The sequence below is a fragment of the Flavobacterium collinsii genome (assembly GCF_902804485.1).
GTDB lineage: Bacteria > Bacteroidota > Bacteroidia > Flavobacteriales > Flavobacteriaceae > Flavobacterium > Flavobacterium collinsii.
In genome coordinates, this window is the sequence record NZ_CADCST010000136.1 from 37,128 (window position 1) to 50,517 (window position 13,390).

At 32.1% G+C, this 13,390-nt stretch carries 12 protein-coding genes and 1 pseudogene; 3 read left to right on the forward strand and 10 right to left on the reverse strand.

What is annotated here, in order from left to right; translation table 11 throughout:
- Nucleotides 1-197 precede the first annotated feature (197 nt).
- From FLA105534_RS21310 to FLA105534_RS21330, 6 genes are all read right to left on the reverse strand, one after another.
- Nucleotides 198-443 (reverse strand): hypothetical protein, encoded by a 246-nt coding sequence (locus FLA105534_RS21310; protein WP_173968098.1) that lies wholly within the window; start codon nucleotides 441-443, stop codon nucleotides 198-200.
- Between the two features lie 373 nt (nucleotides 444-816).
- Nucleotides 817-1,176, reverse strand: a complete 360-nt coding sequence (locus tag FLA105534_RS23995) for a cryptochrome/photolyase family protein (protein WP_317168232.1) — start codon at nucleotides 1,174-1,176, stop codon at nucleotides 817-819.
- Nucleotides 1,177-1,368: 192 nt separating this feature from the next.
- Nucleotides 1,369-2,286 carry a cryptochrome/photolyase family protein gene (locus tag FLA105534_RS24000; protein WP_317168233.1) on the reverse strand — a complete coding sequence of 306 codons (918 nt, stop codon included), beginning with the start codon at nucleotides 2,284-2,286 and terminating at the stop codon, nucleotides 1,369-1,371.
- Between the two features lie 173 nt (nucleotides 2,287-2,459).
- Nucleotides 2,460-3,104: a flavin reductase family protein gene (locus FLA105534_RS21320; protein WP_217427721.1), complete on the reverse strand. Its 645-nt coding sequence runs from the start codon at nucleotides 3,102-3,104 to the stop codon at nucleotides 2,460-2,462.
- 15 nt (nucleotides 3,105-3,119) lie between these two features.
- Nucleotides 3,120-3,536: a DUF2452 domain-containing protein gene (locus tag FLA105534_RS21325; protein ID WP_173968099.1), complete on the reverse strand. Its 417-nt coding sequence runs from the start codon at nucleotides 3,534-3,536 to the stop codon at nucleotides 3,120-3,122.
- 18 nt (nucleotides 3,537-3,554) lie between these two features.
- Nucleotides 3,555-3,860: a TIGR03643 family protein gene (locus FLA105534_RS21330; RefSeq protein WP_173968100.1), complete on the reverse strand. Its 306-nt coding sequence runs from the start codon at nucleotides 3,858-3,860 to the stop codon at nucleotides 3,555-3,557.
- A 289-nt stretch (nucleotides 3,861-4,149) separates the two neighbouring features.
- Between FLA105534_RS21330 and FLA105534_RS21335 the strand changes: the two genes are divergently transcribed.
- Nucleotides 4,150-5,376, forward strand: coding sequence for a PAS domain-containing sensor histidine kinase (locus tag FLA105534_RS21335; RefSeq protein ID WP_246253289.1), 1,227 nt, complete (start codon nucleotides 4,150-4,152; stop codon nucleotides 5,374-5,376).
- A gap of 39 nt (nucleotides 5,377-5,415) precedes the next feature.
- Nucleotides 5,416-5,682, forward strand: a complete 267-nt coding sequence (locus FLA105534_RS23870) for an ATP-binding protein (protein ID WP_246253290.1) — start codon at nucleotides 5,416-5,418, stop codon at nucleotides 5,680-5,682.
- A 146-nt stretch (nucleotides 5,683-5,828) separates the two neighbouring features.
- Here the strand turns inward: FLA105534_RS23870 and FLA105534_RS21340 are convergent, their stop codons facing one another.
- Complete coding sequence (locus tag FLA105534_RS21340; protein WP_394368057.1) at nucleotides 5,829-6,878, reverse strand: linear amide C-N hydrolase; 1,050 nt, start codon at nucleotides 6,876-6,878, stop codon at nucleotides 5,829-5,831.
- Nucleotides 6,879-7,888: 1,010 nt separating this feature from the next.
- Nucleotides 7,889-9,631, reverse strand: a complete 1,743-nt coding sequence (locus FLA105534_RS21345) for an amidohydrolase (protein WP_173968102.1) — start codon at nucleotides 9,629-9,631, stop codon at nucleotides 7,889-7,891.
- 388 nt (nucleotides 9,632-10,019) lie between these two features.
- Here FLA105534_RS21345 and FLA105534_RS21350 point away from each other — a divergent pair.
- Nucleotides 10,020-10,271 (forward strand): annotated as a pseudogene (locus FLA105534_RS21350) (ArsR/SmtB family transcription factor); the annotation flags it as partial.
- Nucleotides 10,272-10,595: 324 nt separating this feature from the next.
- Here the strand turns inward: FLA105534_RS21350 and FLA105534_RS21355 are convergent.
- A complete protein-coding gene (locus FLA105534_RS21355; RefSeq protein WP_173968103.1) occupies nucleotides 10,596-12,521 on the reverse strand; it encodes an OmpA family protein in 1,926 nt (641 codons plus the stop codon).
- Between the two features lie 2 nt (nucleotides 12,522-12,523).
- On the reverse strand, nucleotides 12,524-13,390 hold an 867-nt coding region (locus FLA105534_RS21360; protein WP_173968104.1), incomplete at its 5' end, for a PorP/SprF family type IX secretion system membrane protein.

Here is a 13,390-nt window from a genome sequence, read left to right on the forward strand (position 1 = left end):
TCTTTCATTATTTCAAATATATTAAATAGCTTAAATTATATTTTACTGATTTTCGTAACTGAAGATTATTTTAATATAAATTAAAATTATATACTGAGGGACAAATTATTAGGCAACTATAAAAAGTAACTAAAAATTAAAGCTATTTATATAAATTTTAAGATAGTAAATCAAAAGTATACGAATCAATTAAGAAATTAGCTGCTATTTATATTTATAAGCCTTTTAATAGTTATAAAACATTTATCTGTAGCTGCATCTAAAATTATAAAGCCTTGACTATCCAATACTATTAATGCTTCTAAAACTAATGCCTGATTGGTTCGCTGTATCAATATACTCCCTTCCAGTACACCAGATAAAGGAATAACTAACTCAGCCAAATCTTCTAAGAAGTAGCTTTTTTTTAGGGTTTTGTGCCAGTACATTAAGATTTTTTTCAAAAATATTAAACGGCTTATACATAAAATAGCTTTTAATTTAAGGAAAATAAAATAATTTCATTTAGAGAACTTATCCCAAGGAAAATCTTCCCGTGAAAAACAATATCAAAAAATGAATTTACTTATAATTTACATAATTAATTATAAAAATTAAAAAGACATTAAATCATCTGGCAAAATAATTTTGTACTAAAATTGGCAAACCAAATATTTTATTATTTAAAGTAATTGAACCTGTTTTAAAATAAATTTTGCCGTTTAATTTTAACTAGTTGATTTAAAATATTTATTGAATCCAAAATAATTCTTTCATTTACAACTCATCAATATTTTTCAAGTAATAATCTGCCTGTTTCAATAATCCTGATTTATCTTATGGCTTCATTTTATGCCATACTTTATACATCATTCCAATCCTTGGATTATTACCAAGCTTATCTTCATGTCTATCATAAAAGTTCCAATACAAACTATTGAAAGGGCATGCTTTGTCCACCGTTTTTTTTGCTTTATTATAAAAGCAGGTACCGCAGTAATGACTCATTTTATCAATATAGGCGGCTGAACTTGTATACGGTTTTGTACCAACAATGCCGCCATCTGCAAACTGACTCATCCCTCGCGTATTGGTAATTTCAACCCAATCAAAAGCATCTATATAAATACCAAGATACCAGGCATCAACTGCGTCTGGATCAATTCCTACCAAAAGGGCAAAATTTCCGGTAATCATGAGGCGTTGAATATGATGTGCTTAGGCATAGTCTAAGGATTGATTAATGGCATCTTTAAGACAATTCATCTTTGTTTTTCCTGTCCAGAACCATTTGGGTAATTTTTGATGATGATTGAAAAAATTCAGAGAAGCAAATTCAGGCATTTTGAGCCAGTAAATACCCCGCATGTACTCACGCCAACCAATGATCTAACGCACGAAACCCTCTATTTGGTTATACTGAATTTCATCAGGACGCTTTTTCCATTCTTCAATAGCTCTCTGAACAACTTCTTTAGGCGAAATCATTTTTACATTCATAGAAAATGAAATTCTAGAGTGATATAAAGACCATTCGTTTGGCATCATGGCATCCTGGTAACTTCCAAATAAATGAAGGCACTCTGCGAGAAAAAAATCTAACAATTGCAAGGATTCCTTTCTGTTTATGGGCCAGAAAAAGTCTTTTGAATCAATTGTTCCTATTGTCTTTATACTAGTTTTATTAATTTCTTCAAAAATATCCGAAAGATCAGTATTAAAAACAAATGGTGTAATTGGCTTGTGGTTTTTGGGTATTTTTTTTCGGTTATCACTGTCATAATTCCATTGACCTGTAAGCGGCTTGCCTCCTTCCATAAGAATATTATGTTTGGTTCGCATGGCTCTGTAAAAACTTTCCATCATATATGTTTTCTTTCCCTCAAAAAAGGCTCCCAATTCATTACGGGAAGTGTAAAAATGTTCCGAATCAAATGACTTGCCCGAAATTGATTTGGCAATTTTTTTCAAAACCAAATCAACCCTATATTCGTCAGGTAATTGATATTCAAAATCAGTGAAATTATAATTAGAAATTAGACTTTCACAATTTTTATCGAAGGATTGCAAATTGTCTTTATCATTCAATTTAATATAAATAACCTGATGATTATTCGATTTTAATTCTGAGCAAAAAGCACGCATAGCAGCAAAGATTCCAACTACTTTTTGAATATGATGCGTTGCATAATCCGTTTCAGAACGAATTTCCATCATGACATAGAATACAGAATCATCAACAGTATTAAACCAGGAATGATTACTATTGAGCTGATCGCCAAGAATAAGTCTTAAAGTTTTATTCATTTTATTTACTACTTCTGCATTTATTACTGCAGTATTTTACTTCATTTCAAACTTTTTCCTTCTTTTTTCGCCATGCAGATATTCTTTGGCAGACTATACCGATTTTGTTCGTCATCTGTAAAACTCAGATCCCGTTTAAACGATGTGATATTTACTTTTTTTTATGTTTAATTTTACAGCAGTGAGTTGATTTCCTTATTGGGTTTTGCATATCTCAACCGGTCCATCTGTATCGTTTTATGATAGCTGTCAAGACCTGAGCAGGTTATAGTATTGGCTTTTTCTAAATTTACAAAACCATCATTGCTTAGGCAGTCCTCAGCAATAAAAATTTCAACGATTTCGCCAATAATCAAACTCGTATTATTAATTGCAAGGTCTATTTTCTCTTTAAATTCAATGCCTAATTGTATGTTACTTTCCTGCACAAAAGGAGCGAAAAAATCATTTTTATATTCTTTACTCAATCCTGTAGCTTCAAATTCTGAAACGTCTCTATCGTATCTCGCCGATGTCTGATGCGCTTGTCTGTAAATGCTTTCGTTGATATGATTTATCGTATAAAAACCGGTATCGAGAATATTTCTCATAGAATCACGCTCGGGCGGACTCGGACGAAAAATCATTCCTAAGAGTGGTGGATTGGCACCAATATGAAAAAATGAACTAAAAATAGACAAGTTGGTGTTTCCCTGCATATCTGAAGTTCCAACCAAGGCCACACTTTTAAAACCACCAAGGCTGTTTATGAGATGTACAACAATCTGTTTTTCCATTTTTTCAAGATCACTGGTTTTAAAATTTAACTTATTTTTCATCTGTTTCAAATTGTATTAAAAAACACTCGTTCTATGCGTTATCAGGATCCATTTTTTATCACTGTTAAGTCTAAAAGTACCCACATATTCATTAGTCCATTCTTCCGGTGCAATTAGCGAGAGAAAATTAAAACCATCTGCATCTTTATATAAATGATAAATTTCCCCAACAATGGGTTCAAAAGAAAATCTGGCATTGTACACCAGTTTATTCCACTGAAATTCTTCGATTAAATTTTGATATTGAACTTTTAATTCATTGAATTTACTTTCGAATTCTTTGTTTACCTTATGGATACCCATGGTTTTCCAGCCTGCCAAATCATCCGCTTTTATTACTGGCGCACCAACACTTGTAGCATACGGCAAGAGGTGTGCATTATAACCATACTCGTCAGAAAATACTATATTGTCTGGTTTATCTTTTTTCATTAGATGCATCTATTTTTCTTATCGTTTAGAGGTTTTATTATTTGAAATGGCTCTTTGTCTGCTGCATTTAAAACGATCAATTTCGGCGGGACGTTTTGCTGAATGTTTCGTTTTGCAATTCTCAACACGTTTGCGCCATAATTTATAACTGCTAAATTTCAGTTCTTTTTTCATTAAAGCCTTTACGTCAGCTTCTGATAAATTAAATTGAAACTTTATGGCATCAAAAGTGGTTCTGTCTTCCCATGCCATTTCTATAATTCGGTCAATCTGGACTAAATCTAATTTACTATTGTCGATATTTACAATAATTGATTTTATCATATTTATTCTGTTTAATGTTTTTTAAATATAGTTAAACAAAAATACGTATTTTTATATTTAAATGAATATTAAAATTGAAATACAGTGAATTTTGAATTCAAATTAGTATTTACAAAATAGAAGATGCTTTTTTAGCCAATTGTAAACAAAAAATTGACATTAATTACACACTATGTTTATAAAAACTCAAACAAGCTTCTGCTTTGACAGAGAATTACTTAGGATATTGAAATTATGAAATAGTTTTAAATTTTTATATAACTAAATAGTTGATAAACAAAGTAGCTTCGTGAAAAATCTAATGATACCACCGATGTACGATAATGTAATGCTTTTGAAAGACATAGTGGATAATGCCCCTATACCTATCGCCGTTTATGTAGGAGAAGAACTTACAGTAGAATTAGCAAATCCTTCCATGATTAAAACCTGGGGTAAAGGGGATCAGGTAACTGGAAAAAAATATCTGGATATTTTACCGGAAATTCAAAATCAGAATATATCTGAAGAGGCATTTGCAGTTCTTAAAACAGGAATCTCTTTTCATGCGAAGGATAAAAAAGTAGATTTGGTTATAAATGGTTCAATGAAAAGCCATTATTTTAACTATAGTTTCATTCCCCTTTTTGACAAAGAAGCGAAAGTATATGGCATAATGGATACAGGGGTTGATGTTACTGATCTTCAATTAGCTAAGCTGCAGGTGCAAATTGCAGAAGAAAGGTTGAGGATCGCTATTGAGTCATCCGGTATGGGAACCTATGAAATAGACCTTGAAACAAAAGAAATAAAAACCTGTGGGAATTTCAATTCTATCTGGTCTATTGACTCGTATAACTGTGAGAAACAATTAATAGAAAAATTACATCCTGAAGATTTAGCTGTGCGCGAAAAAGCATATAAAGAAGCTGAAATTACTGGAAAAATGTGTTACGAAGCAAGAATTGTTAATGATGACAAATCTCATAAATGGGTTAAAATTAACGGCAGAATCATAAAAGATGAAAATGGTACTCCAGCCGCCATTATTGGAATCATTCAGGATATTCAGGAACATAAAAGATTTGAAGAAGAATTGAAAAAACAAGTTGCTGAAAGTACGCAGGAATTGCAAAGATACAATGATGATCTCCTGCATTTTGCCAACGTGGTTAGCCATGACTTAAATGAACCTGTTCGAAAAATCAAAATTTTTAATAGTCTGCTAAGAAATGAACCACAAACTGATTTTAATGAAAATTCAAAAAAATATCTTAATAAAATAGACCAATCAGCAGAAAGAATGCAAACTACCATAGAAGGGATTCTTGCTTATTCTACTCTGGATAAAAAAACGCAGGTTGTAGAACTAATAAATCTAGATGAGGTAATAGAAAATATTAAAATAGATTTAGAATTGATCATAAAAGAAAAAGGCGCAATATTAGTCATAAGTAAGCTTCCAAAAATTGAAGGAGCTCCTATACTAATACAGCAGCTTTTTTATAATCTAATTAGTAATGAATTAAAGTTTTAAAAAGCAGATTTACCTCCAAGAGTGATAATATCCTCAATAATGTCGAACCGCAATGGTCAGGACTTGCTGGAAATAAGTATCAAAGATAATGGTATTGGTTTGGATTCAGCTAATTATGAAAAGATTTTTACAGCCTTTGAAAGACTACATTCCAAAGATCAGTTCGAAAGAAACGGACTTGGGCTTGCTCTTTGCAAAAAAATAGTAAAAAGACACAATGGCAATATTAAGGTAATATCAGAGCTGGACAATGGAGCCGAATTTATTGTGTCAATCCCTTTAAAACAGTTAAAAGCAGCCATTTAAAACTTAAATATTTTTGAAATTAATTGTATCATTTATACAATCTTGAAATAGGAACAACACAAGCTTCAAGAGATTAATAAATAAAGCTCCAAAATAGAAAATACTTTGGAGCTTTGCCTTTAGTTTACTCTTATTAAAATTTTATTTTAATCCAGACCTGCAAAATTAAAAGACTGAGCTGCTTTAAAGTTAATTAAAGATTCTCCTGAGTAGTTTTCATTATTTTCCAAACTCAGCTTTCTTATTTTAGCTTTTTCACTAAAGTCAATCTTACTAAATTCTACCCATATCACATTAGGATTTAATACATTATCAAAGTAATAAATAAGGTTTTTTTGATCCGCAACAGTTCTCCATCTTGTAGAAGAAATATTAGGTTCGGTTGGTGAGGAAATTCCAAGTGGAACAGAACAGTTTCGAATAACTCCAAATACACTGGCTGTTGCAACTCTTGTGTTATCCGTTTTTGGTATAGCATCGATATAATAGGATGCTCTTGTGAATCTGTCAGCAGCCCTGTTTGTGCCAGGAAGCATAATTGTTCCTGGAATTCCTTTCCAGTAGCTGTTAATTGCTAATTGCTCTTCAAAAATAGGTGAGTTTGTCATTACAACAAATTTTTTATCATGATGAATCACTAACTTTCCATTAATATATTCTAAGATCGCATTGTCGCCTGTCGAATCAGAAATGGACAGATGGACTGTAGCAAAAATATTCGTACCGGGAATATGAGAAGAAACAACTGAAAAATCATTCTTTTCAAATGAAGCTACTGCCTGGGCTACTGTAGCAAAATTGTCAAGTGTATATTGTGCCCAAAGAGAAACAGCAAGACCTTTCTTTGTTCCGTTTTTTTCAAATTTAGGAAAATCTGACTCAGCCAGCCATAAAAGATTACTGACCAAACCTTTTTCATTCATTCCGTCAGAGGAGGCTATATCCCATGAGCTGGTTATCACACTTCCATATTTGGATTTCCATTTTACAGAATTGTTACCCGCTTCACCATTCCTTTCTATTCCGCGAGGAAATATCCATAGATTAGCAGGGATATCGGTCTTCCAATCCATAGAGCGTGCCGTAATAATCATTCCATTTAGTCCATTATAGACAACCCTTGTACAGGCAACTGTATCTTGACTTACCATCGACATATTTAGTAAACCTAAATATATAATAATTTTGTTTTTCATTTTCATTGATGCTTTATTTTGAATTAAATTTGGATTCCTTAAGACTATTAAGTTGTTTTATCATCTTCATATTTTTAGAATTAAACAACTAAAATACAAGTATTTATATTTTTATTAAAAATACAAATTAAAATGATAGCTCTACAAATACTCATATTAAATTTAAATTACGATAATTATCATTTATTAGGCTTAAAATCAAAATAGTTTGTTTTTCAAATACTTACCTCGTCCGGCTACTATTAAAATAAGACATATTATTTTTGTGTTAAGCCCCATACTAAAAAACGATAATTTATCATTGGCAAATTTACGCACAATCGTTTCCTTTTCTAACAGTACTAAAAAGCATACTTTTATTTGCTACCTTGCACGAAATAAAGTAAAATAAGACTATGAATAAAAGTGGGCCGATAATAATTATAGAAGATGATCAGGACCATCAGGAGTTTTTGGCACAGATGTTCAAAGAACTTCAATCTCCAAATGAACTCATTTTTTTTTAGCGATGGAGAGCAGGCGCTTGAATACCTGACAGCTACCACCATTGAGCCTTTTATTATATTCTCTGACATAAATATGCCAAGGTTGAACGGAATAGAGCTGCGGGCAAAAGTTCATGAAAATGAAGATTTAAAAATGAAATCCATACCTTATTTGTTTTTTTTCTACCGTTGCCGAACAGCAGTATGTTGTTGAAGCCTATTCAAAATCAGTTCAGGGCTTTTTTATTAAGCCATCTGATTTTAACAAAATGAAAGATATGATAAAGAATATCGTGGAATACTGGCAAAATTGTGTTTCTCCTAATTACGTTAAATAGACATTGTAACTTTTGGTACTATATTGATTTTTATTACAACTTTAAAAATGTATTAAGAATATTCATAACTTCACAATTAGGTATAATTATCTGCAGTAAACAAAATTTAAAAGCCTGTAAAATTACTGTTTTACAGGCTTTTTTGGTTAGATAGAGTTTTATAATATTAAAATTTATGTTTGTGACTTTACCTTTCTATTGGATAATTTCGTCCTTCATAAACAGTTTCTAAAACTTTTATATCTTTCAATTTTATTGAATTAACTTTCATTGGATTTTCTTGTAAAATAACAAAATCTGCGTTTTTACCTACCTTAATACTTCCTGTAACATTCTCCATACGCAGAACAAATGCAGCATTTAAGGTAATCCCTTGCAAAGCATTATATACTGGAACTCTTTCTTCCGGTGCAAGCAAATTACCATCGGCAGTTATTCTATTGGATGCAACCCACGCTAAAAGTAATGGCTCAATAGGTGCCATTGTGAAATCGGTATGCAATGCAAAAGGCACTTTATTTTTAAGCAGCGAACCTAATCTCACCAACTCTGAGCCTCTTTTTTTACCGAGAATTTTATCGCCCGAGAATTTATCGCCCATAGAAAATAAATAATACGGATTAGCCGACACCACAGCTCCTAAATAAACAATTCGTTTTACTTGATCTGCTGATGATTCCCCAAAATGTTCAATAGTCAGACGGTGGTCTTTCCTGGGATTTTCTTTCTGCAGGATTTCCAATTCGTCTAAAATTGCCGTTAACCCACCGCTACCATTACAATGAATATGAATGGTATAACCGGCATCCCACCAAAAACGCATTGTTTTATGTAAACGTTCTGGCTGCATGATCCATTCTCCGTGATGACCATCATTATATCCTGGTGGTTCGACTTGAAAGGCCTGACCAAAAAAGGCACCATCAGAAAATAATTTTATGCTGTGTCCAATGAGCATGTGAGGTGATTTTCTCTTCTCTAATTCTTTTACAATTGCTAATGATTCTTCTCCGTCTCCATTAATAACACCTAATGCATTAAGGTCTAGTGTATACTGGATTCTAAAAGGTGTAGCAGGATCATTTAAAATTGTTCCCATCATTTTCAAATCGGTTTCCATATTTCCTGATGCGCCTAGTGCCATATCTCCAACAGTAGTGACTCCTCCAAGATGAACCACTGCACTAAATTTCTTCATGGCTTCTTTCATTACTTTTTCTCCCATTAAGTAAGGAGCTAATTTGGGTAATGCCACGGTGAAGAAACCTGCCTCGACAAATCTCCCTAACTTATAATCAATTTGGCTATTGCCTTTGGTTTCAGCTTCTGTAATTTTAAATTTCTTAAGAGCTGCCGTATTGAAAAACATTTCGTGAGCCGAATACTGCCAAATTACAATAGGTCGAGTAGCTGAAATTGAATCTAATTCCGTGCGAGAAATACGGCCATGAAAAGGTTCCATATAACCCCATACAATTAATTGTTCCAAATGATCTTTTAAAGCTTTATCGTATTGAACCACTTTATTAATAAAAGATTTATGTCCACGAATGGCTTTTACTTTTCCCCAAGGAAAATTCCAATCAAATGGAGATGCAAAACTGGTATTTAAAATTACCGAACCCAGAATAGGATGTAAATGGGGATCTATAAATCCTGGCATCATAGTTTTCCCTTTTAGGTCTCTCATTTTGGTCGAATCACTCTGAAATTTCTTGGCATCGGATTTTGAACCCACGAAAATAATTTTTCCTTGTTTGATCCCTACGGCTTCTGCATAATTGGCAGTATCTCCTTCCATTGTTAGAATATCTCCACCATAGTATATAGCATCAGCCGAATTCAACGAATCATTTTGTTTTGAAGTTTGATTACACCCCATAAAACTCATTAAGAAAATTGCTAAACCAAATGTGATTGTTTTTATCATGTTAAGTGTTTTTATTTAAAGTGCCAACAATGTATTTATATTCAACATCATTATCTGATAACTCCCATATTTGCAGGTAAGAAGTATATCAAAGTATTATTATTAAAAATGGATATTTCACATTAAAACATATAATTAATTATGCGCAAGATATTACCTTGCATTATTAGTATTTGATAATAAAACATTTTATATCAATCACTTGAACCTATACTAAAGTACAAATTAAAATGATAGATGTATAAATATTACGATAAATTAGATTATAATTATTTATTGGACTTACAAATTCTAATCAAGTCTTTATTTTATCAACTCTAAACAGTGCTCCAGATACTAGCAGAAAATATTTTTTACATTAAATATATTTCAATATAAACATATAACGATGGGAGCAACAAAAACAGATCATTTTACTAACAGTCAAAACGAACTTGCAGTTTTGGCTAAAGCATTAGGGCATACTGCCCGAATAGCTATTATGGAATATTTATTAAAAGTAGAACCCTGTATTTATTGAGATATAGTTAATGAACTGCCACTTTCATAGCCGACGGTATTACAGCATCTAAAAGAATTAAAAAATACGGGGTTAATTAAAGGAAGCAGCGAAGGAAATTCTTTATGCTACTGCATAAATGTGCTTTTACCTTATTGAATAGTTCAGATATATTTTTGTTGCTTAAAGTAAAAGAAGCACGATAAAGTGATGCTGTTGTCATTAAAACATAAATTTTATATAATTACTTGGGTTTAAAACATGCATAATCTAAAATCACTGAGTAAATTAGTATCCTTTACTTTAAGAACTCTCTGATAAAATTTACAAACTTATTTTATAAATCAAAATTATTAATTTATCCATATTTTTTTTGATATTTGATTAGCACGTTCAAACATAACTTATTGCAAAAATCAAACCAGGCTCTCCAAGCAGAAAATAAAGTTCCATTATTTATATCCTTTACATTGAAGTAATAATAAACTCGCTTCTCCTATTAGCTTGATGTTCCTCTTCAGTACATCTTATGTCATCATCACATTGATTCACTAATTGTGTTTCACCGTAACCTTTACCTTTTAATCGATTAACAGCTATTCCATTTTTAATTAACCAAGTAATAACTGCATTTACTCTTCTGTCGGATAAAGCTTCATTGTATTTAAATGTTGCCCGACTATCTGTATGAGAACGAATATCTAATTTCATATTCGGATATTGGTTTAATACACTCAGTATTTTTTCTAAGACTAAAGCTGCTTCCGGACGAATGTCTGATTTATCCAGATCAAAATAAATCATTTTTATACCAAAACATTTCGCTAAATCATCTCCGACAGTGACTTTACATATTGCTTTTGTCATGGACAATGTCAAATAAGTTTTATCGATAATTACAGATATTTCCTTAGTTTCATAATCTCGCTTTATAGCTCTAACATAGTATTTTTTATCGCAATATACTTTGAAGTTATACTCTCCATCTGCACCTGTTACCATTTCACCTATTATCTGAAATTGATAATCCAATAAATTTACTTTAGCATTATCAAGTGCTGCATTTGTTTCAACATCTACAATAATTCCGGATAAAACTTGCTCACAAACCAATTTTCTGGTTTCCGAAAAACGGTAGACGTCATCGTAACCATGTCCACCATCTCTATTTGATGAGAAAAAACCGGTTCTGTTTTTAGTGTCTAATATAAAACCAAAATCATCCAGTTTTGTATTAATAGGAGCTCCAACATTCTGAACTTCGCTAAACGTCAAATCCTTTTTAATAGTCGAAACAAATACATCAAGTCCTCCTAGTCCCGGTCGTCCGTCGCTGGCAAAATACAATTCATTATCTCCTGATATAAAAGGAAAAGTTTCTCTTCCTTCTGTATTAATTGCAGCTCCGAGATTTTCAGGTTTACCAAAACTGCCATCAGTATTAATAGTCACACTATACAAATCTGATTGTCCAAAAGTACCCGGCATGTCTGAAGCAAAGTATAACTTTTTTTCATCTACACTTAATGTCGGATGTGCCACACTGTATTGATCGCTATTAAAAGGTAATTCAACGATATTCGTCCATTTACCCTCTATATAACTTGCTTTATACAATTTCAACAAAGTGACTTTCTTGTCGTCTATTCCTTTTGTACCGTTCAGGAAATTGTTTCTGGTAAAATACATCGTTAATCCGTCTTTTGTAAAAACAGGAGTTGACTCATTAAATTTTGAATTGATCTTTCTTTCAAATCGCTTTGGAATTCCAATACTACCATCCGCATTTAATTCTGCCGAATAAAGATTTGTAAACGATTTATTGGTCCATTTGAATTTTACTTTGGCAACTCCTCCCGTATCTCTGGCAGACGCAAATACCAATTTATTATCTAAAAAAGAACTTCCATAATCTGAGTACTTTGAATTAATTCCGGCATCGAATATTTCAAATCGACCTGAATTCTTTTTTATCTGCTCCAAATAATTTTTATTCTTTTCAAATAACAATCCTCTATTGTCTGTTATAATTTTCTGATTGAATAGTTCCAGAATCTGATCTGATTTTTTATAATCGCCAACAGATTTCAGAGTATGTGCATACCTGTAATAATATTCAGTTTCCTGCTCTGTATTTAATTCAAATAAAGCATCATACCACTTTAAAGCTTTGGTTAACTCTGCATTAAAATAGTAGGCATTACCCAATAATTGAAACATTTTCTCATCTTTGTATCCTTTCTTGGCAACTTTTTCATAAACAGCGATTGCATCTATGTAAGCATATTGATTATAATCTTTCTCAGCTTTTTTTAAACCTGACTTTTGTGCCATTCCATTAAAGAAAACGGAAGACATAAAGACAGTATATACTATTTTTTTTATTTTCATAATTAGAAGAATCTTGGTGAAGTTATTCGGCTGTAATTTTTTAAGAATTCAAAACGCAGAAATATCTCATGCGACCCTGAGTTGTAGTTTACTAATCGGGTTGTTTCGCGATCATAAGAATATCCTAAATACATACTATCGGTTATCTGAAATCCTGCCAAAGCACTAAAAGAGGCGCTCCATCTGTAAGCTACTCCGATCACAAATTTACCGTTGAACATAAAATTAGCCGATGCATCTACTTGTAATGGTGAACCTTCTACCATTTTAGTCATTAAAGCCGGCTTGAATTTTATGTTTTCATAACGATCCAGATTAAACACATAACCTGCTATTAAATAATAGTTGATACGATCTTTGTAAATAGCAGTCTCATTGTCATCATAACGATTGGTCTGAATAAAATTAGGAACGGATAATCCCACATAAGCTTTATCAGTATGCCAGTAAACTCCGGCTCCGATATTTGGAGCAAATTTATTCTTAAAATCCTGAAACTGGATATCTCCCTGATGTTCCGGGTTTAACTTTGTAGGATCCAGCTTAAATATATTGGCAGAACCTTTAATACCAAAAGAAAGTTTCGCGGTTGCTGATGTTTGTATTGAGTAAGAGAAATCAGCTGATATATTGTTTTCATTTGTTGGTCCGATTTTATCATTGACTAACGATACTCCTAAACCTACATTATTGTTTATTGGTGTATTTAACGAAAAACTGCTGGTTTCGGGTGCTCCATCCAATCCAACCCACTGGGTGCGATACAATCCGAAAATACTCATAACTCCGCGAGAACCGGCATAAGCAGGATTTATATTTATGGTATTATACATGTATTGTGTAAACTGTGCATCTTGCTGGGCAAAACC

Bases quoted from the DNA above. Each gene is read 5' to 3' on its own strand.
- FLA105534_RS23995 (WP_317168232.1), bottom strand. From the start codon at position 1,176: ATGATTACCGGAAATTTTGCCCTTTTGGTAGGAATTGATCCAGACGCA.
- FLA105534_RS24000 (WP_317168233.1), bottom strand. From the start codon at position 2,286: ATGAATAAAACTTTAAGACTTATTCTTGGCGATCAGCTCAATAGTAAT.
- FLA105534_RS21320 (WP_217427721.1), bottom strand. From the start codon at position 3,104: ATGAAAAATAAGTTAAATTTTAAAACCAGTGATCTTGAAAAAATGGAA.
- FLA105534_RS21325 (WP_173968099.1), bottom strand. From the start codon at position 3,536: ATGAAAAAAGATAAACCAGACAATATAGTATTTTCTGACGAGTATGGT.
- FLA105534_RS21330 (WP_173968100.1), bottom strand. From the start codon at position 3,860: ATGATAAAATCAATTATTGTAAATATCGACAATAGTAAATTAGATTTA.
- FLA105534_RS23870 (WP_246253290.1), top strand. From the start codon at position 5,416: ATGTCGAACCGCAATGGTCAGGACTTGCTGGAAATAAGTATCAAAGAT.
- FLA105534_RS21340 (WP_394368057.1), bottom strand. From the start codon at position 6,878: ATGAAAAACAAAATTATTATATATTTAGGTTTACTAAATATGTCGATG.
- FLA105534_RS21345 (WP_173968102.1), bottom strand. From the start codon at position 9,631: ATGATAAAAACAATCACATTTGGTTTAGCAATTTTCTTAATGAGTTTT.
- FLA105534_RS21355 (WP_173968103.1), bottom strand. From the start codon at position 12,521: ATGAAAATAAAAAAAATAGTATATACTGTCTTTATGTCTTCCGTTTTC.